The organism is Deinococcus marmoris DSM 12784, from assembly GCF_000701405.1.
GTDB classification, from domain to species: Bacteria; Deinococcota; Deinococci; order Deinococcales; family Deinococcaceae; genus Deinococcus; species Deinococcus marmoris.
Genome location: NZ_JNIV01000086.1, coordinates 1 through 19,442, shown reverse-complemented (window position 1 = coordinate 19,442; position 19,442 = coordinate 1). Strand labels below are relative to the sequence as shown.

Below are 19,442 nucleotides of genomic sequence, written 5' to 3'. Positions count from 1 at the left end.
CCTGGGAGGTCTATCGACTGCGCTGGAGCATCGAGTGTACGTTCAGCAGCATGAAGTCGCGGGGCTTCGACCTGGAACGGTCAGCGGTGACCCACGCTGACCGACTGGAGCGGTTATTTGGACTGGTCACGCTGGCCTGGGTGTGCTGTTTGAGGGTGGGCGTCTGGATGAACGCGTGCAAACCGATTCTGATCAAGGCTCATGGTCGCCGCGCAACAAGCGTGTACCAGTATGGCTGGCAATATCTGGCGAGAGCGCTGAGATGGGATCGCCCACAGGCCGAAGCCTACTTTGGCCTCCTGAGTCACCCTTTTCCTGCGCTCAGCACCGCCTGAACTCAAGTTGTCCGGTACTGAAGCCGGCCACTCTGCGCGGATGGCGGGATCGGCCAGCAGCTTGCCCTTTTCCTTCTCAAAATCCTTGATGGTCATGTTGTTCTTGCTGATCGTGGGCGCAAAGGACTGCAAGAACTCCTTGCCGTTGGGCTTGACCACGTCCCACGGCGGATTGGCGATCACGGCGTCAAAGCCCCCGCGCTCCATCACTTCCGCGAACTCAAAGGCTCAGTGAAAGGGCGTCAGAGCGGTGATGTCGGCCAGCATCAGCGCTCGCTTGCTGGGCTTGCCTTCCTTGCCCTTGGCGGCGTCCCAGGTGGCCTGCTCGTATTTAATGCCCAGATCGTGGAACTGCTTGTGCAGCAGGGCGTCCAGGGACTCGTAAGCGGTCTTCTTCTGGTCTTCAATGTCCTTGCGAATCTGGGCCAGATCCACCGCCTTCATGCGGCTGGCTTCCCGGTAGGTCCGCAGCAGGTCACGGCGTTTCCGCAGAATGTCGCTGTAGGTCACTGCGCCCACGCCCAGCAGCGGAGTCATGCCAGCGCCCTTGCCGCGCTGCGCGTTGTAGGCGGTCTCGTCCACTTCCAGCAGGCCCACCAGACTGTTGCCCGCCAGGATGTTGAAGTCGATGTTGGGCAACGGCTCCAGGTCATCCAGGGTGTTGGCGCTGCTGACCAGGGCCAGAAACAGGCGCAGCTTGGCGATCTCGGCGGCTTCTTCCATCAGATCGACGCCGTATAGGTTCTCAGTGATGATCTTCTTCTTCAGGTTGTAGTTGGCGCTCTTGTGCCGCCCGTGCAGGGCCGTGCGCCAGTCATTCAGCGTGGGATCGTTGAAGGTGTCGATGCGGCCCATGAGCTGGGCATAGATGTCCAGCAGGGTCTTGAGGGCCGCCACCAGAAACGCGCCGGAACCGCAGGCGGGGTCCAGCAGGCTCAGTTGGCGCAGGCCATCGTCGGCGGTCAGCAGTGAGCGCACCAACCCCGCATCGGCGCTGGCGAGGGCATCGTTCAGGCTGTGGTGCAAATGTTTGTCGTCGGGGCGGCGCTCCCTGATCTTGTCCAGCACCAGGGCGCGCACGGTCTGCTCACACAGATACTCGGTGATCTCCGGGCGTGTGTAGTACGCCCCGAAGCCCTTCTGATTGATGTACTTCTCGAAGATGTGGCCCAGCACGTCCGGGTCCAGGCCGCCCGCGTGCTTGTCCTGATCACTGAGGTTCCAGGTGTAGCGCCCGAACAGCGTCAGCACGTCGGCAAACGCGTCGTCGGGAATGCCGATGGCCGGGTACTTCAGCTCGATGCCGTGGCGTAAAAACAGCCCGCCGTTCAGGTACGGTACCTGACCCACCAGAGCGTTGGTGTCGGCGCTGCGTCCATCCTCGGGGGCGGCGAAGGCGTCAAAGAAAAGGACGCTGAGAAACTCGCTGTAGTAGCGTTCTGGGCCGCGTTTCTGGCTGGCGGTCATGTGGGTCTGAAGGTACTGGCGGTCCCCGTCGCTACTCGGGCTGGGGCGGCCCAGGAAGCCTTTGCCCTGGAGGAAATACACGAACATCAGGCGGTTGAGGATCACGCTGGCGTACCAGGCCCGGTCCCGCTCATCGCTGATCCCGCTGATTTGCTCCGCGAAGCTCTCGCGCAGGGTGCGGAACTCATCGTAGAAGCGCCGGACGACGGCCTCGCTGTCCAGCGCGCTGCTCAGGCGGCGAGCGGCCTCGGTGACGTTGATATCACCCTTCTCGTCCAGCTCACCCAGGTCCACGAACAGGCCCGAGAGCTTGCTGACGAATAGATCGTCGGGCTGTCCGCGCACGTAGGTGTGGGTGCGCGGCTGGGTGCGGCGCTTGCCGTCCTCGGTCAGGGCGCGTTTGACCCAGTACCAGTGGCTCTGGGTGCGCGCCGCGTCCACGAAAATTAACAGGTGTTCACGAGACGTCCTGACCACCTCGTCGCTGACCTTGCGCCGGGTGGCCTCCAGTGGCAGCGAGGCCGGGTCAGCGCCGCCGGTCACTTCAAAGACCTGCGCGCCGCCCAGCCGGGCGATCGGCTTCAACTGAAACTGCTGCCCGTCGGCGTTCAGGGTGGTGGTGCCGCCGCTCCCCCGATTCCAGCCCAGTACGTTCAGCACATCGGCAAACTCGAAGTCGCGCAGGTGCTGGCGCAGGGCCTTGAGTTCGGTGGTGTTCAGGGTGGCTTTGCTCATGTGCACTCCTTAGCGGTCTTTGGTGTGGTTGGGGGAATCAGATGCAGCGCAAGCCCAGCGAGCAGAGAATCTGCGGTTCCCGGGGGGCCTCGTCGTCCTCGTTTCTCAGGCTCAGGCGGTCATCGTCGCGCAGGCTCAGCACCAGCGCGGCCAAGCCCGCGTCGTCGATGCCGCTGCGCAGTTGCCGGGCCAGGGTGTCGGCGGCGGCGGCCCGCAGCGGGTGGCGGTAGATGTCGTCGATGGCGCGCTGCAACTCGGGCGAGGCGTACAGCGAACCCTCCAGGCTGTCCCAGTAGCGCTTGAGGCGCTCGTAGGTGCGGGCGCGGGGGCCGTTCTGGCGGCCCAGTTCCCCACCGGCCAGACCTGCCTCCTGCGCGGTGATGTGGTCTACCCCCACGCGGACCAGGTCATGGTGTTGCTCCAGGCGAGGCAAAGCGGGTTCATCGGGGCCACACTCGGCCGCCTGCAAGACTTTGAGCTGGCTTTGCGTCACGCTGTTTCCATGCTCGTCCATCCAGGCCAGGGCGTCGTAGCCGCTGGCGGTGCGGGTGTAGACCAGCACCCCGGGGGGGCCGTCCTCGGCCTGGGGCTGCGCCTTGGTGCTGTAGACCACGTCGGGCAACGCGGGGATGCGGGCGTTCAGTGTGGAGTCCAGCTTCAGGGCGTTCTGCCAGATCTGGAAGGCGTAACTCGCTAGATCAACCTCGCCGTCGCTCTCGCTGTCCAGCAGGCCCGATTTTTCGTTGTACAGGTCAAAGAGCTTCTGGGCCTCGTCGTCCGCGAAGAATCGCTCGTCAGTGCCCACCACCTCAGCGTTTTCCTGGAGGCGCTGGCGCACCCGCGAGCGCAACTGGATCAGCCGCTCCACGCCGTCGGCAGGAAGGAAGGAGTACACGCCGATCTCACGCGCCTCCTGCCCGATGCGGTCCACACGGCCTGCGCGCTGGATCAGCCGGATGATCGCCCACGGCAGGTCAAAGTTCACGATGATGTGCGCGTCCTGGAGGTTTTGCCCCTCCGAGAGCACGTCGGTGGCGATCAGGACGCGGATCTCCTGCTCTGGAGTAACCACCTTGCCGTTGCTGCGCGGCGAGAAGCGCCAGGCCAGGGCCGTGGGGTCCGCGCTGCCGCCCACTGCCCCCTCGACGGAAGTCAGGCCACGCGCACGGAGCTGCTCAACCAGGTACTGCACGGTGTCGGCAAACTGGGTGAAGACCAGCACCTTCTCGTCCGGGTGCGTGGTGGTCAGCAACTCGTGCAGGGCGTTGAGTTTGGGATCGTTGGCCGGAGACCACTCGCCCGCCGCGTCCAGAACGCCGAGCAGCGCGCGGGCGTCCTGACGCAGTGCGGTGGTCAGTTTTTTCGTGAACAGCTCGGACCGGATCCATTTGAAGCGCCTCTTGTACCGGGTCTCGTACTGGGCATAGACCTGGGCCGCGCGCCCCCGGTAGGCCGCCTCGGTCAGGGCCAGGGCGTCGACATCAGCCTCGCCCGCCAGGGTGTCCGCCGATTCCTCGGGGGTGGTTACGTCACCGTCAGCGGTGAACAGCGTTTCCTCGTCGTCGTCGCGTTCGTCGAGCAACTCGGCGTTCTGCGGGCCGATGGGCAGGGGCTTCCCCGCTTCTAAGGCATGCAGGAAGACATAGTTGCGCAGGATGTGGCGCTCCAGCGACTGCACGAAGGTGAATCCGCCGCTCTCCAGGCGCTTGAACAGGCCGGTGCGCGAGAAGCCGATCAGCCGCTTGCCGGCCCGCCCCAGGTTCTGCAGCAGGTCTCTTTCAACGGGCGTGCCGCCGCCCCGGGTCTTGTCGTTGATGTAGTTGCCCAGCCCGTATCTGGGCAGGGCCAGTTGCCCGATGGTCTCCACCACCGCCGGCGCGTACAGGCGGGCGTAGGCGTCTTCGGGGTCGCTCTCGTCCACGCTGAAGGTCACGGTGCGGGGGCGGCGCACCGGGAAGTACGCGCGGCGCCCGTCGCCGAAGGTCAGGTAGCGGCGCCCGTCCGCCGGGTCCTGTTCAGCGTAGTTGGCCTGAACAAAGGAGCGGGTCCGGCGCACCAGGTACAGCCGCATCAGGTCCCGCCAGTCGTCGGGGTAGGTGCTTTTTTCAAAGGCGGCGACGCTGCGCACAGGAGCCTGGTACTTGGCCCGGAAATCGGCCTCGCCCACCTCGCGCATCAGCATCTCCGGGCGGATGCCCAGGTCGGCGTCCTCGGGCACGAACAGGCGGAGTTGTGCGCCGAGGTCCTCGTAACTCTTGTTGTACGGCGTGGCCGAGAGCAGCACCACCTTGCTCTCGTTGAAGGCGATGTACTCCTGGATGGCGCGGTACCGTTTGCCTTCCCGGTTGCGCAGGTTGTGGCTCTCGTCGATCAGCACCACCTGGTAGCGCTTCTCGTCGGGCAGCACCGACGTCACGCGGCTGATCGGCAACACCTTGGCGAGCAGCCCGTACTGGTGAACGTAGTCCTCCCACATCGGCACCAGGTTGACCGGGCAGATGATCAGGGTACGGACGTCCTGGGCTTCCTGCATCACGCGCACCAGGGCCGTGGCCATCAACGTCTTGCCCAGGCCCACCACGTCGCCCAGCATCACGCCGCCGCGCTTGTTCAGGTGGTGGGCCGCGATCTGCACCGCTGCCGTCTGGTACGGGAACAGGATGCGGGCGAGGTCCTTGGGAATCTGGAACCCGCCGACGCCGGCGCGTGCCTCGCGCGCGAGGTGGTAGGCCATCTTGAGGTAGATCTCGTAGGGCGTGTGGCCCTGCTCGCCCGCCCAGCTCTCGTCGATGATCTGCGCGAGTTCCAGCGTGATGTCCAGCGCCCAGCGGTCATTCCAGCGGTCCTCGAACCAGTCAGCGAGCTTCTGGGTGGAGTCGCCGTCCAGGACATCGACGTTCAGCTCGCCCTGACGCCTCAGACCCGCGAAGGTCAGGTTGCTGCTTCCCACATAGGCGATGCGCGGCGCGGCGTGATCGTTGCGGTGGACCAGGTAAAGCTTGGCGTGCAGCAGAAACTTCAGGAACAGCTTGACCTGCACCTTGCCCGATTTCAGTTGCCGGCTCAGTCGGCGCAGCCCGGCCTCGTCGCTGTTCGAGGGGGCGCCCAGCATCAACTGTTCCCGGAAAGCCTCGGCAGCGCGGCGCTTGAGGCGCACCGCGGTCTGGTTGTCCAGGCCACCGGGCTGCTCCAGCAGGGTCAGCGAGGAACGCAGCTCGCCCTCGGGCAGTTCCTGCATGCCCACCATCAACCGCGTCCTGGTGTCGCCCTGCCCAGACCATTGATCGGCCAGGTCATCAACCAGTTTCCAGCCACGCAGGTTGAAATAGCCCACGCAAAAGTCGGCGCGTACAGCGGACTGCATGGACACCCGGAGATCGTCGATCAGTTTCAGGTCGATGTTGTCGAGAATTTTTGGCATGAATCTGAGCGCAGGTTAGCCCATGGCCGGCACTTCACAGTGGAGATCTGAACCCCCCCCCAGCCACGCACCTGTCCACGGGGCGGCGCAGGCCTGCGCCGCCCCGTGGCTTAGCCAGTGTCCCCCGGAGCGTCCAGATCATCCAGCCCCAGTTCCTGGCCGACGTGCAGGGCCGTCTTGTTCTCGCGCACGCTCTCGGCGTAGCGCAGGGTCATCTCGGGCGAGGCGTGGCCGACGGCCTGCTGGATTTCGTGCAGGGGGCGATTGGCCTTCAGGGCCGCCGTGATCCAGGTGGCGCGGATGCGGTGAAACGTTTTGGACGGCACGCCCGCCTGTTTGATGATCACCTTCCACTTGCGCGCAACGATTTGGGCGGACATGCGGGTGCCCCGGGAGGTTGGGAACAACCACGCATGCGTCTCGGTGGACCGCGTCACGGACGGAGACCATGCCTGGCTGTAGTTTTTGCCATGCTGTTTGAGGGCCGCCTCGCGCTGTTTCTGGCGGGTTTCCTCCTTGACGGCGCGCTTGATCCCCCAGGCAGCGCCGGCCCGCTCCTGGGCGACACGCAGGGCTTCCAGGTGGGCCAGCATCACCGGCCTGACCGCGTCGGGCAGGGTGATCTTGCGGTCAGCGGCGGCAGTTTTGCCCTTGCCCCGCCCGCCGTCCAGCTTGGCTGTCCCTTCGATGGTCAGGGTGTTTGATGCCGGGTCATAGTCCGTCAGGCGGGCCCCCAGCAGTTCGCCGATGCGGGTCCCGGACGCAAACGCCATCAGCAGCAGGGGATACATCTGGGGTGCCGCCTGCCGGGTGGTCATCAGGATGCGCTGGACGTCGGCCTTGACCCAGCCCTCTGGCACCCTGGGCGTTGTGTCCTTCGGGGGGCGCTTGATCTCGCGGGTGCAGTTCTTCATCACGAGTTCCTGCTGGACCGCCACATCCAGCGCGCGGCGCAGGTGGCGGTACGCCTTGGTGACCGTGCTTTCGACGTGTTCCTTGCGCAGCTCGTCGATCATCTCCACAACCTTCTTTTTGTCCAGGACCTGGACCGCCACATCGCCGATGCACTTGTCGACCAACTGGTTGAGCCAGGCCTGGTTGCACTGGGTGCTGTATTCCAGCTTGTCGTACTCGTACGCGTGGTGGACCCGTACCAGCAGTTGGCTTACGGTGAGCACTTCTGCGACGCTCGGAATGATTTTGTCGTGGTATTTCGCGATCAGATCCAGGCCCGCTTTCAACGCTTCTTGCGCCGTGTTGCGGGTGGTGGTGCGGCGGTTGCGCTTGCCGTTGATGGCCTCGCCGAGCGTGACGCTGGCGGTGTAGCGCTTATCACGGCGCGGCGAGATCGAAACGGTGCCGCGCGCCGTGTAGACCTTCTTCGTTTTCTTCGGCTGGACCTCGCTGGTGGTCTTTTTCTTCCTCATGGGGAACAGCTTCCTTGGATGGGTTTGGAGAAAAATTCTTCCCTGTTTGACTGATTGTCTGCTGCCGCGTTTCTCTACACGCTGCGGCCCATATAGGTCACGCGGCCCAGCACCTGAACGCCCGGCATCATCCGGTCCTGTACCACCACGGCCAGCGGGTCGGCCTCGACTACGCGGCCCCGGACCACGTTTCCGTCCACGAGCACCAGATACTCGCGGCCGCGCTCCAGCACGCACTGGGTGTGGTCCACAAGCAGCACATCGGGACCAAACTGATACGCCTGCGTCCCCGTTCCCTGCACCAGGGCCGACTCAGGCAGGGGATAGCGCACATCGGGGATGGTTTCCTTCCTCTCGACGTCCTGCCCCTCGATGGCCGCGACATCCGCACCTGACAGCTTCAGCGCCGCCTGCAACGCTGGCCAGTACTGGGAGCGGGCCGCGTGAACCCCCCCGCGCTCCAGGTGGCTCAGGTACTGCACCCGGGGCATGGCCGTGGCGTCGACCACCGCCTGTGCACTCAGGCCCAGCGCCTGGCGCCGCCGCCGCAGCAACTGCCCAGCCTGCTCGCTGCTGAGCGGTTGCAGCACATGGTTTCGAGGGACCGGTGCCAGACCCTGGCTGAGACCAGGGGCGTCGCCTGCTGGCGTCAACGGGAGCTGGGGCGGGTACTGCACGGACCCCGTCCAGACGGAGGAAGACTCCTGATTCATGGCCGAAGTATGCCGCAACTTCTTAAAGAAGTCAAAAAGGAAGATATTTTCTAAAAAGTGAAGGTGCCAGCGTTCCGGGGGTGAAAATCGAAGACCTGATCCAACTGCTGGCCCTCCTCCCCACGCTGCTCAAGCGTCTCGACGCTCTGCTTCACGCCGCAGAATCGGCGAAGAAGGGTGATGAAGACACCCCCGAGTCCCTGCTGAACACCAAGGAGATGGCGGCCGTGCTGCGCATCGGTCAGCCCGAACTGCTGCATCTGGCCCGCACGGGCGTCCTCCCCGCCTGGGAAGTCGGCAACGGCTGGCGTTACTCGCGGCGCCAAGTGATCGCCGCTTTCGAGGCCCACGCGAGCGAGGCGGCGGCGCGGGCGAGGCAGGACGCCCTGGAGGAGGCGCAAGGTGAATAAGCCGGTGCCCCCGCGCACCACCGACGGCCACGTCGCCGTGCCGCTGGGCGCGGTCTTCGATTCGCGCATGAGCGCCAAGGCGCGGGGCGTGCTGGTCTACGCGCTGGCGCGTCAGTCGATTCCGCGCACCGTACTGGCCCGGGGCTGGACGTTTCACCTGTCCGAGATCGCCAGCAACTTTTCCGATGGTGTCAGCACGATCCGGACTGCCGTGCGCGAATTGGAGGCCCTGGGCTACGCCGAGTACGTCCGCACCCCCCGCAGCGGGGGCCGGTTCGGGGGCGGTCACTACGTCTTCCGCGCCGTGTCGCCCTCGGCGCCGGCGTGGCCCCAGACGGCCGGTCACCGGTCCACCGGCGGGGTCACCGTCACCGCACGCGGAAAAGCCACACGCGGAGAAACCGCGTGCGGCGCGTCACCCTCTATCCAGATAGAAGCCAAAGCGCCGGACGCGCCTTCGGCACGCCGGGTGGAGCCGGAAGCCCAGTGCAGCTCTGATGGTGCCGGAACGTCTGACCCTGACTGCGGCCCGCAGGCGGGTGAAGCGGCACCCAGGGGGGGTGAGGGTGCGCCGGAGGCTCCTGTCAGCCCCGTGCAGGCCGTGCTGGCGCGTGGAGGCGTGTCTGCCTCGTCGAAACGCGGCCAGGCCCTGCTGGCGAGTCTGGAAGCGGCGCAGCAGGGTCCGGGGGCCCACCGGGTCTCGGCGGTGATGCAGGCCGCGTTGGAACCGGGGGTCCGGCATCCCGTGGCCTACCTCGAACGCGCCCTGGCGGGTCTGATTCGAGGGGGAGCCGCACCGCAGGGAGGCGCAGCGCGGCGGGGCCGAACCGCTGACATCGCGCCCGCTGTGGATCTCGAGGCCCTGAAGGCCCAGGTGCTGGACCGACAGTTGCGGGTGGCGGGCCAGGTCACGGCCCGAGTTCAAGACGTCTTGCCCGGAGTCTGGCCGGCGCTGCTGTTCGACGACGGCAGCGAGATCGCGCTGCACGATCTGGGCGGGTACGAGGTGATCGCGTGACCGCCCGCCGCCGTCCACCGCCGTCTCAGCGGGCAGCCCCCGAAGACGCGCCGCCCGCCCCGGTGCCCAGCGCGGCGCAGCCTGCGGGCGAAGCCCTGCTCGGCGCGGCCCTGACCTCCCCCGGAGCGCGCGGCCGCCTGGAAGAACTCGGTCTCACTGCCGCCGCCCTGAGCGGCCCGCAGCAGGCCGTGTGGACGGCGATGCTGGGACTGACGGGCCGTACGGTGGACGTGGCTACCGTCGCCGCCGCGTTGGGAGACGCCCGGCTGGCCGGGATCGGCGGGCTGGCTTACCTGCACCGCCTGGCCGATCAGGCCTCGTCGCCCGCTGCCTTCGAGGACCACGTCGCGGCCATTCAGGCGGCGGGCCACCAGCAACGGGTGAATCAGGCCCTGCGGCGGTTGGGCCAGAGCAACCACGAGTCGCCCCGGGCCTTCGGCGCCGCGCTGCATGACCTCAACGTCCTGATCGCCGGGGCACATCCCGGTGAGCCAGCAGGCCGCCCTCTGGGCGAACTGGCCGGGAACGTGGTGCGCCGGATTCATACTCCGCCCGAACGCTCCGCCCTGATCCCCAGCGGCCTGCCGGACCTCGATCAGCAGTTGCTGGTGCTTCCAGGTCAGCTCAACGTGCTGGCCGGGCGCCCTGGCATGGGCAAAACCCTCACTGGGCTGGGGTTTGCGCTGGCTGCCGCTCAGGGCGGCATTCCGGTCACGGTCATCAGCCTGGAGATGTCGGCCGATCAGCTGACGGTGCGGACCCTGGCCCGCGAGGCCAGGTGCTCTCTGAAAGACCTGGTGCTGGCCGCGCAGGGGGCCGGAGCGGGGCCTACAGCGCCTCGATCAGGCGGCCGAACGCATCAGCACGCTGCCGTTGCGCATCGACGACCGGGCCGTGACCTTCGACGACGTCGAGGCCGCGCTGGTGCGCGCCGCCTCCGCTGGCAGCCGCCTGATCGTCATCGACCACCTGCACGTCATCCAGGCCGACGATGGCCGCACCGACGAGACGACGATGCTGGGCCGCATCACCGCGCGGATCAAGGCGGCCGCGCGGCGACACCACATGACGGTCTGGTTGCTGGCTCAACTGTCACGCGCTGTCGAGACCCGTCCCAACCGCCGCCCCATGCTCGCCGACTTGAGACAAAGTGGCAACATCGAGGCCAACGCCGACAACGTGCTGCTGCTCTACCGCGACGAGTACTACCACCCGGACTCGGCGGACGCCGGGCTGATCGAACTGATCATCGCCAAGCAGCGTGACGGCGTCGTGGGGACGGTGATGGCCCGCTTTGATGGACCTTACCAGCGTCTGCTGCCACTGCCCCCAGGGAACGTTTGAGCGGCGTAGACCCCCTGCCACTGTTACGGTGGGGCCATGGATCACGACGTGCTCACCCTCGCCCGCAGCTACGCCCTGGCCGTCATGGTGTTTGCCCGGCAGGAGGCCCGATTGCAGGTGCTCACCGGGGACCGGCTCAAGGCCGCGCTGGCCGAACTTGGGCTGCCTGCCAGGGACGTCCCTGTGGTGATGGCGACGCTCCTGACCGAGCACGTTGCCACCGTGGGCGACAGCGTGTTGCTGCTGCGCGAGGTGACGCCCGCTGACCTGGTGCCCCTGCGGCCCCCCTCGCTGGCCGAGGCCCTGGACGCCGCGCAACTGGACCGCCAAGATGTGGCCGACCTGTTTTCAGTCACCACCAAGACCGTGGGCCACTGGCGCGCCCGCAAGACCCAGCTTCAGGCGGGGCAGGCCGTAAAGCTCGCCCAGAAAATGCGGCTGCCCGCCGAGGCTCTGGACTGGCGGCCCCACTGGGCAGCGTCTCTGAAGGCCGAAGTGGGGAACACCGAGCCTACGCCCTGACCGCGTGGTCTGGAGGATGGGTGCCGCTCCGTACAGCCTCTGAACGCTGACCTGGGCAGGTTGCAGCAAGCGCCCATCAGGGTGCATGGCTCGGACTTTCCCAGCAGCGTCAGCCGAGATCATCCGCTTCATTCTGGTTCCAGTTCGAGCAAGACGGGTGGTTGGCCCGGCGTTGGCGTTTTTATCCTTCCAGACAGGGTTCCATCCAGAAACCCTCCTCATCTGGACCGTTGTAAGTATCGTCTGGCCACTCAGGGTCCCACCCTGCGTGGACTGAACCCAGGTTGAAGGCTCGCCTTTCATAGGCGTGGTCTTCTGCGGTGCCGATGATCTGCGCGACGTCGAGCAGCGGGGCCAGCAGCTCGGCGACACGCCGTTCGCGTTCCTCGTCGCGTGAGGGGGCTGTCCCTGTGCGCGGGTTGAAGGTGTCTGGCAGTTCGGCTGATGCCAGGGCCTGGGCGCGCCTGTCGGCGTCACACACCGCACGGGCCAGGCACTTCTGGGCGGTGAGGAGATCAGGTGCCGCCGCCACAGTCCGGCGCAGCTCGGCCGCCTGTGTGTCATCGAAAATGATGGTGATGCCGCTGGCTCCCGCCAACGCCATGCGGCCTTCCAGCACGTTGAGCGCGTCGATCGCGTTCTGAAGAGGGGTGAGTGGGTTGTTCATGGTTTCAGCCTGGCACGCCACTTTTCGGTGCCTTTTTGATCGGGCTGGGCAGAGGCAGGCTGAAATTTCATCCTGATGCTTTGCGCCGAAACTCAAGCCGGCTGATCTTCACCGCTGAGGCTCCTTGGGAAAAGAGTCCATCTGCGCGCAACCCATTTTCCGCACGCGCAGCAGCCGGTGCAGGTATGAATGAGAGAAGAACACCAAGCCCACCCCTGAGCGCATGGCCCGGAACGGCCTCTGCTCAGCGTGGCCCCGTGGGGGCCACCAGGAGACCACTGTGATCATGGAAAAACTCAAATCAGCCCTGCGCCTCGATCTGGTCCTGACTCTGTGGCAGGCCGAACGCCTGACCGGCTGGCCGCCAGAACTGGTCTTGCATTACGCCCATCAGGCGGGCATGCGCATCGTGGTGCGTGAACTGGGGCTGACCCGGAACAGCCGCCCGCAGTCGGTGACCTTTCTTTGCTGTGATCAAAAAGTTGCCACGTACGACGGCGACCTGCTGCGCCAGCTGGCCGGCACGGCGGCGATGCGTCTTCTGTGTCAGGCCCCATGGTCTGAGTGGACCGTCCTGGCCCACCAGGGCGGTATCCAAATTTCCCCGGGGGTATGGGCGGCGGTACCGGTCCCAGACGCGGTCTGGGCACGCTGGGACGATGGCCAACTGACGCAGTGGTGGATCGAGTACGACGTCGGTTCGCACGTCCACAGCGTGTTGGCCGTACGCATGCAGACCTACGCCCGGCCAGCCAGCTATGGCGATGTGCCACGGCCCCAGATGTGGGGGGCAGCCACCCGGGAGCGCACCGAGTTTCTGATGGGGGTGGCCCGTGCGGCGCTTCCCCCGTCGGCCATTTGCGTCGTGCGCACCGTCGACTGGACCAGCCCGAGACCCCACCGTGGGCCCGGGGGGCAACGGCTCCGTATCCAGTCTGAGGCGGTGACGCCGTGACCCCCACTGCGGTAGGTGGGGCTACCGATCTCGCTGAGCAAATGGACCGGGGCGAATACGGCGCGCTGGTTCCGGCGGGCCAGGCGCGGCAGCAGTTGCAAATGACGGCTGAGGCGCTGCGACGTTTCGGGGATGCTGCCGAGGGCCTGCTGTGTTGCCCGCTTCCCACCAGCACAACTGGTGGGCGCCAGTACCCCGAGCAACTGCTGATTCTGATGGCCGAGGCGCGGGCAGAAAAAGCAGCGCGCCGGGCGGTCAGCCAGGAAGCGGCGCTGGCAAAACTGCTCTCGCAGGCGGGCTGGATTGACGACACTCCGGACGAGGAGGGCGGCGTTCTGGGCGACATGACGGTGCTGCGCGAGCTAGTGGCCGATTTGCAGACGCTCAAGCGCAGTCTGGCTGGAGTAGCTCCCGGTCTGCTCGGGGCCGCTGAGGAGCAGCGTGAGGTGGCCGATGAAATGCTTGAAATCATGCGCCGCACCACGCTCGAGCTCCCGCAGGTGCAGCACCACCTAGAGCGCATGCAGGCGAACCACACCGCGCAGGCCGACAGTACCTTGCGGATCGGTCAGCAGGCGCTGGAACTGATACATCACACCGCTGACCTGCACCGGCCTCAGCGGGCGTTGGAACTGGAGTTGGTGGCGATCCGGCGCACGCTGCAAGGCGTGATGTGGGGGCTGGGGCTGGGTGGTCTCGGCATCGTGGGCCTGCTGGTGCTGCGCGGCTAGATTTCCAGGCCCCCTGACCCCACGGTGGGCCCAGGGGACAAAACGTCGTGTCGGGTGCGTTTCAAACGCGCCCACATCGTGGGATGGCCAGATTTGCAAGGCCACGGCGCCTGAAAATCGCCCAAAGGGGGTGGTGCCAGGATACGGAGCGTGAGACACAAACCCAGACCCACCAGGGTCATGAAAGCTCCACTGCCTCTCCAGGCCGCTGGCGGCCACGAAAACCTATCCAGACTGCATGCGCCGCTGGAGTGCGGCGCTTGCCTGCTTCCAGCATTGCTGCGGCGGCAGCTGAGTTGCGCGGAGTTCCTGGCCAGCTATGTCGCGCTCTGGCCAGCCGCGCGGGGGCGTCAGCAGCTGGACCTGCGTCTGCAATGGCCGCAGGTGGCCCGCTGAGTCGGGCCCGCGCCGGTCAACCAGCGTCTGAGTGATCTCGCTCAGACGCTGGAGGAGAGCGTTCAAGTATAGAAATCAGCTGATCAGCACGACATTAAACGCGTTTCAAACGGAGTGCATTACACCGTATTCCGGAATACGTTACGCCATCTCAGGAGGTTGGAATGGGACGAGCAGGAGTCACGATCGAGGATGTCAACCGCGCTGCTGAAGCAGTGCAAGCACGGGGCGTGCGGGTCACCGTTGCGCGGGTTCGGGAGGAGTTGCAAACGGGATCTATGGACACCCTCACTCCGCTGGTCCGGGAGTGGAAGGCCCAGAACGATCAACCGATCCAGGCTCAGCCGGCCCAGCCTGTGGTCCTGCCGCCGCCGCCCACTCCAGTGGCTGAGGCCCTGGAAGTTCTTGGACAGCAGGTGTGGAAGGCCGCCACTGCCGAGGCGGACCTGCAACTCCAGGGTGCCTACGAGCGTCACCGCAACGAACTGGCGGTGGCCGAAGAAAACCGCCAGGAAACCGCCGAGTTCGCTTCTGCGGTTGAAGCCCAGAACGAAGACCTCAAAAAGCAGGCCGACGAACTGTGGGGCAACCTGGCGGCTGGCCAGCAGCGTGAAGAACAGGCGCAGATGGACCGTACTGCGCTGGAACAGGAACTGGTGCGGGAACGTGAGGAACGCAAGGTGGACAGTGGCCGCGTGAACGGCCTCGAGCAGCACCTCAACGATCTGAATGCCCAACTGGATCGCCTGCACACCACGCTCGCCGGCGAACGTGATGAGCGTGGTGTGCAGCGTACGGCCGATCAGCAGCAGCACGCCGCTGCATTGATCGGCGCGGCTCAGGAAGCCAGGGGCCGCCTCGAGGAGCTTCGCGCAGACCTGACGCGGCAACTGGCGGCGGCAGGCGAACGTATCGCCGGACTGGACACCCAACTCCAGGCCAGCCGCGAAGCAGGTGAAGCCACCGTCACCGAACTAAAAAAGCAACTCGATCAGGTTAAGGAGGAACGCGCGCAGGCCCAGGGGGCCTTACAGACACTACGAGATCAACTTGAAACGTAAAAACAACTGCTGGCACAGGGTCTGGCCCGCCCCAGCGAACCCCGCGATGCTCAGATCAAGCCGGTGACCCGGAACCGTCCACCAGAGAAATCAACGACAGGTTGAGGGGTCCAGAAAACAAACCAGAGACAAGAAGGAAAGCGCGAGCCGGGCACGATGCCCGGCTCTTTTTGACGCACGGGAGGAGGGAATGGGAAGCCCCGAAGAGTAGATGTAAAGAGGTGTGGTGGAGGGAAAAAATGATTCAAAAAACACACCAAAAAATGAGCTTACAGCCTGACTGGACCCTGCTTCAGCAGTCCGGAAACGTCACAGGTCAAAAACTGCGTGCTCGTGTCAGTGGTTGAGTTTCGCCAGGCCCTGCACCTGACACCGGCGCAGGAAAGTGCCCTGCGGCAGCTCTGGACCGGTATCCGCGACGTACAGCACGTCCTGAACACCTATCTCCATCATCTGGCTGCTGGGCACTCGGGCACGCTCCAGGACGCGATCCTGCGCGCCGTTCAGAGTCAAGGTGTACCGGCGTTGCCTGGCCTTCCGGCTGGCCAGGCACGGGTGCCCACCTTGACCCTGAAGGCCCTGAAAGACGAGATTCGTGCCGCACGTCAACAGAGCGGCTGGGGTGATGCACTGCCAGCCACCGCAGTGACCTGGGTGGCCACTGAAATTCTCGCCGACTGGCGCGCCCTGGGCCGGAGTCAGAACGTTCAGGCCAGTAACTTGCCTCACGCCTGGAGTGCTGATCGCCGGGCCGAGTTGCATCTGGGTAACGGTGTGCAGCCACTGGATGAGGTGACGCTGGAGATCGCGGCTCTGAGTCCGACAACCGACGCTGTGGTGCTGGCCGACGTTTTCTTGCTGCCAGAACCGTTCCGCGCGGCGCTGTGGCATCAGCACGCGCAACGGCTGGCAAAGGAAGCGGGGCGGCTGGACGCCGTGGACCGGGCCTGGCTTGATCACGGCGACCGCGACGCCCAACGTGAGGCCCTGCGCCTGCGTGGACGGTATGCCGCCGCGCGGATCATGCTCGATGGACAGCAGCTTCCGCCTGCGCCTCCAAAAAACACGCCGCTCTGGCAGGAGAAAACCGTTGTTCGGGCTGTTCCCGGGGGAGGCTGGGAGGTGGTCTGGTCATTCCAGGTCTCAGGCCAGCAGGTGCGCTGGATGCACGACGATACGCTGGGCCTCGATCCTGGGCAACGGAATGTGTGGGCCTACGCGTCCGCGAACTTGAGCGGCGTCATTTCCCGGCCCTGCGGGGGCGTCTGGGAGCCACCAGACCACGGGCCAGCGGGTCAGCCGCTGACGCGGCCACACAACGAGCGCCGCGCGCAGGCTGAGCTGCGTTTAGCGCTGTACCGGCGCATGGCTCCAGCACACGCGCAGATGCTGGCGCTGGCGCTGATGCACCGGGCCTGTGCGGTGGAGGACGTCCGCTGGAGTGGGTTTACCTGGCGGAAAAATAATTTTGCTCAGTACGCGGTTTACACCGGCCTGCGGGCCTCGATCGACTGGCTGATCACGCTGGCCCCGCTGCACGGCGTCCAGGTGCTGCTCGCGCCCCCTGGGCACTCCACAGCCACCTGTTCGCGTTGTGGCAGGCTTGGTTCCCGTCCGCGCGGCACCACCTTCTCTTGCTCTTGCGGCCACCGGGAACCTGTAGACATCAACGCCGCACGCAACCACCGCCAGCGCGCTCTCGCCGGGCAGGGACGGCGCCCATGACCACTCCGCATCAGGATGCTGTGGCCTGTCTGCTGGCGGGCTGGCCACTGACCCATCACGGCCAGCGCCGGTATCTGGGGTACCAGCTGGTCCAGCGCACGTCTGGGCGTCTGGGCAAAGTGCCGGTCAGGGTCAGCGGCGGCCGCACCTACCCGGTGGACCCACTGGCTGGACACCATCACCTGTTGTTTTCCGAGGCGCTCGAACTGCTGACGGCGGGCCATGTCGACGGTGTCGGCATCGCGCTGTCCGAGGCTGATCCCAAATCCCTGGTTGCGGTGGACCTGGACGATGTGGTGATGGACGGCCAGATCACCGACGAGGCCCGCGCCATCGTCGATCAACTCGACAGCTACACCGAAATCTCGTGCAGTGGACGCGGCCTGCACATCGTCGCCGCTGGATCCTTGCCTGCTGGCCGACGTCGGGGGAACGGCGTCGAGCTGATCTCCAGCGGGTTTTTAGCGTTAACCGGCACCCGCCTGGTCAGCACCCGGCTCGCGGTGATGTCGCGCGGCGCAGAACTCGTGGCGCTACAGGCCCGGCTGGTGGCGCCGGCGAGCTGGGTGCCCCGGGACCGCGCGCAGTCCCAGCCGCTTCCGCTCAACGATCGAGATGTTGTGTATTCCCTGCGCCGGGGACGCGTCGCCTCACAGTTCAGCAGCCTGTTTGACCATGGCGATCTGAGCGCTTACGCCGGCGATCACAGCCGCGCCGACCTGGCGTTGCTGCGACTGCTCAGCGGCCACACCCGTGACCCCGCCCAGCTCCAGCGACTTTGGGCAGCCAGCGCGCTGTACCGGCCAGAACGCTGGAGACGCCGCGCTACACATGACGGCCGCACCTATGCCGAAGCCACCCTCGACCTCATTCTCTCCACCTGAAAAGGAGCATCACCATGACAAAAACCCTTCTTGATTTCGATGAAATCCCACTCTTTCCCAGCCCTGAACAGGCCCGGCGGCTGCTCCGGCTCAGCACCGCCCACAACATCGTGATGACCCTCTGCGCCGAACAGGCACGGCTGCGGCTGAACGGCGAAGCCGTCGCCCTCGCCGCGCTGCTGGGCGGCGAAAACCTCCCCCGACAGACACCGGACGAAGCGGCGACCGCGCTCACGGCGCTTCCCGTGTTGAGTGACGTGCCGGTGGGCTGCGTGGCCTACGCCATTCGCAGCTACCAGGTGCTGATGACCGTGCAGCGCGAGCAGCGGCTCGAAGAACTGCCCGCTGTTCCGGCGCCGTTTCTGGTGGCCGGGGCTGGGCTGATCAGCCGAGTGGCCCACAGTGCTGTGGACGTCTTGGGCGTGGGCACCGTGCCGATGGACCCGGCGGGCGTCCCGGAGCATGCCTGGGAGGCGCTGTTCGGCGCACAGGTTGCGCATTTTCCGGCGACGTCTTGGAGCCTCGATGTTGATCCTGGCCAGGATCTGGCCTACATCCACCACGTGTGGCGCGACGGTGCCATGCACTGGTCCGTGGATTTGATGGTCTGAGTCCCAGGACGGCGCAGGAGCGTCCGTCCTGGGACTCAGCATACCGTCGACTGATTCAAAAATCCATGTTCCACACGGCACAAAGGTGCGGAATCCACAGGGGGATTCCCAGCACCGCGCCTTTTGCCAACCACACCACAGGAGAGCCACCATGTACCAGTACATCCCACAAAATATCCACGCCGGCGACAAAGTCGTCACCCTGATCATCGCGTCCAACCCCTTTCTTTCCAACACATCGACGCTCTTCCCGCCGCGTCTGTTGGGCGTCTACGACAACGAGTCGGCGGCTGTTGCTGCCTACGACGTCTGGTGTGCCGGGTTGGAAGGAACCACTGTGCATCGCCATGATCCCTGGCATAGCTTGGACCTCAAGATTCTGCCCTGCACACTCGCCAACGTACCGGCGCTCGTCGAGGCCGCCACGACAGGACAGGCCGTGTACATCGGCTCGGGGAGGTTGTTTCCCCAGGAAATGGTGATGACCGAGGACACCCTGAAGGCCACCCTCGACTCATTCGGCTGGGAGAAGAAAGGTGACCAGAGCGGCACATGGCGGTCCATGAACCCCAACGAAGTCGAATTTTATGTTCGCAAATTCATTCAGGAAATCAGCGAGGACGTGCTTCGCATCTTCCGTTGACGTTGCTGGGCGCCACGCGCTGCGGGTGGGCAGTGCGGTGGGCTGGGCCCCTTCGGAAACCCGCTGGTGTCATACGGACTCCGATTAATTTCTTGACAGAGGCCACCAGTGAAAGAGGGTCTGCTGGGAGAGGAGGTTCGGCTGGGTTTCGAGCCAGGCACACTGCTGGCCCAGGGTATCGGTGAAGTCATCCATCGTTTCAAACCAGCGGTTGGCAACCGTGGCGTCGGTGAGGTCCCACAGGCGCTCTACAGGTTGCAGTTCTGGTGAGTACGCGGGCATGGTGATGGTCTGAATGCCGGGGGGATGTCCCTCCAGCGGAGGGACATGAAAGCCTGCACCGTCTTCAACGACCAGCACGCAGTGCTGCTCACTCG

At 65.5% G+C, this 19,442-nt stretch carries 16 protein-coding genes and 3 pseudogenes; 13 read left to right on the top strand and 6 right to left on the bottom strand.

Annotated features, from left to right (window positions below; genetic code table 11):
• On the top strand, nucleotides 1–335 hold a 335-nt coding region (locus tag Q319_RS27325; RefSeq protein ID WP_029482883.1), incomplete at its 5' end, for a transposase.
• 228 nt (nucleotides 336–563) lie between these two features.
• Here the strand turns inward: Q319_RS27325 and Q319_RS24755 are convergent.
• The 4 genes from Q319_RS24755 to Q319_RS0117495 all read right to left on the bottom strand — a co-directional run bounded on the left by Q319_RS24755 (nucleotide 564) and on the right by Q319_RS0117495 (nucleotide 8,098).
• Nucleotides 564–2,537 carry a DNA methyltransferase gene (locus tag Q319_RS24755; RefSeq protein ID WP_051655513.1) on the bottom strand — a complete coding sequence of 658 codons (1,974 nt, stop codon included), beginning with the start codon at nucleotides 2,535–2,537 and terminating at the stop codon, nucleotides 564–566.
• Between the two features lie 37 nt (nucleotides 2,538–2,574).
• Nucleotides 2,575–5,958, bottom strand: a complete 3,384-nt coding sequence (locus Q319_RS0117505; protein ID WP_029483750.1) for a helicase-related protein — start codon at nucleotides 5,956–5,958, stop codon at nucleotides 2,575–2,577.
• A 110-nt stretch (nucleotides 5,959–6,068) separates the two neighbouring features.
• Complete coding sequence (locus tag Q319_RS0117500; protein WP_029483749.1) at nucleotides 6,069–7,385, bottom strand: tyrosine-type recombinase/integrase; 1,317 nt, start codon at nucleotides 7,383–7,385, stop codon at nucleotides 6,069–6,071.
• Nucleotides 7,386–7,459: 74 nt separating this feature from the next.
• On the bottom strand, nucleotides 7,460–8,098 hold the full coding sequence (locus Q319_RS0117495; protein ID WP_156039428.1) for a helix-turn-helix domain-containing protein: 639 nt from the start codon (nucleotides 8,096–8,098) through the stop codon (nucleotides 7,460–7,462).
• A gap of 80 nt (nucleotides 8,099–8,178) precedes the next feature.
• Here Q319_RS0117495 and Q319_RS0117490 point away from each other — a divergent pair, with 80 nt between their 5' ends.
• From Q319_RS0117490 to Q319_RS0117475, 5 genes and pseudogenes are all read left to right on the top strand, one after another.
• Complete coding sequence (locus Q319_RS0117490; protein WP_029483747.1) at nucleotides 8,179–8,508, top strand: helix-turn-helix domain-containing protein; 330 nt, start codon at nucleotides 8,179–8,181, stop codon at nucleotides 8,506–8,508.
• Nucleotides 8,501–9,526: a hypothetical protein gene (locus Q319_RS0117485; RefSeq protein ID WP_156039427.1), complete on the top strand. Its 1,026-nt coding sequence runs from the start codon at nucleotides 8,501–8,503 to the stop codon at nucleotides 9,524–9,526. Before Q319_RS0117490 ends, Q319_RS0117485 begins: the two co-directional genes overlap by 8 nt.
• Nucleotides 9,523–10,311: pseudogene (locus tag Q319_RS29155) on the top strand (DnaB-like helicase C-terminal domain-containing protein); the annotation flags it as partial. The gene Q319_RS0117485 and the pseudogene Q319_RS29155, both read left to right, overlap by 4 nt.
• A gap of 55 nt (nucleotides 10,312–10,366) precedes the next feature.
• A pseudogene (locus Q319_RS28990) lies at nucleotides 10,367–10,870 on the top strand (DnaB-like helicase C-terminal domain-containing protein); the annotation flags it as partial.
• Between the two features lie 36 nt (nucleotides 10,871–10,906).
• The gene (locus tag Q319_RS0117475; RefSeq protein WP_029483744.1) at nucleotides 10,907–11,392 is read left to right on the top strand and encodes a hypothetical protein; all 486 of its coding nucleotides are present in this window, start codon (nucleotides 10,907–10,909) and stop codon (nucleotides 11,390–11,392) included.
• Nucleotides 11,393–11,573: 181 nt separating this feature from the next.
• Here the strand turns inward: Q319_RS0117475 and Q319_RS0117470 are convergent, their stop codons facing one another.
• Nucleotides 11,574–12,059, bottom strand: coding sequence for a hypothetical protein (locus Q319_RS0117470; protein ID WP_029483743.1), 486 nt, complete (start codon nucleotides 12,057–12,059; stop codon nucleotides 11,574–11,576).
• Between the two features lie 280 nt (nucleotides 12,060–12,339).
• Here Q319_RS0117470 and Q319_RS0117465 point away from each other — a divergent pair, with 280 nt between their 5' ends.
• From Q319_RS0117465 to Q319_RS0117430, 7 genes are all read left to right on the top strand, one after another.
• On the top strand, nucleotides 12,340–13,014 hold the full coding sequence (locus Q319_RS0117465; RefSeq protein ID WP_029483742.1) for a hypothetical protein: 675 nt from the start codon (nucleotides 12,340–12,342) through the stop codon (nucleotides 13,012–13,014).
• The gene (locus Q319_RS0117460; RefSeq protein WP_156039425.1) at nucleotides 13,011–13,745 is read left to right on the top strand and encodes a hypothetical protein; all 735 of its coding nucleotides are present in this window, start codon (nucleotides 13,011–13,013) and stop codon (nucleotides 13,743–13,745) included. Before Q319_RS0117465 ends, Q319_RS0117460 begins: the two co-directional genes overlap by 4 nt.
• Nucleotides 13,746–14,305: 560 nt before the next feature.
• Entirely contained in the window at nucleotides 14,306–15,202 is an 897-nt protein-coding gene (locus Q319_RS0117450; protein ID WP_081846129.1) for a DNA-binding protein, read from the top strand.
• Between the two features lie 339 nt (nucleotides 15,203–15,541).
• The gene (locus Q319_RS0117445) at nucleotides 15,542–16,927 is read left to right on the top strand and encodes a zinc ribbon domain-containing protein (RefSeq protein ID WP_156039424.1); all 1,386 of its coding nucleotides are present in this window, start codon (nucleotides 15,542–15,544) and stop codon (nucleotides 16,925–16,927) included.
• Nucleotides 16,924–17,811: a phage NrS-1 polymerase family protein gene (locus Q319_RS0117440; RefSeq protein WP_029483738.1), complete on the top strand. Its 888-nt coding sequence runs from the start codon at nucleotides 16,924–16,926 to the stop codon at nucleotides 17,809–17,811. Before Q319_RS0117445 ends, Q319_RS0117440 begins: the two co-directional genes overlap by 4 nt.
• 14 nt (nucleotides 17,812–17,825) lie before the next feature.
• Nucleotides 17,826–18,422, top strand: a complete 597-nt coding sequence (locus Q319_RS0117435) for a hypothetical protein (RefSeq protein ID WP_029483737.1) — start codon at nucleotides 17,826–17,828, stop codon at nucleotides 18,420–18,422.
• A gap of 151 nt (nucleotides 18,423–18,573) precedes the next feature.
• Nucleotides 18,574–19,065 (top strand): hypothetical protein, encoded by a 492-nt coding sequence (locus Q319_RS0117430; protein WP_029483736.1) that lies wholly within the window; start codon nucleotides 18,574–18,576, stop codon nucleotides 19,063–19,065.
• A gap of 84 nt (nucleotides 19,066–19,149) precedes the next feature.
• Here Q319_RS0117430 and Q319_RS0117425 read toward each other — a convergent pair.
• A pseudogene (locus Q319_RS0117425) lies at nucleotides 19,150–19,442 on the bottom strand (hypothetical protein); the annotation flags it as partial.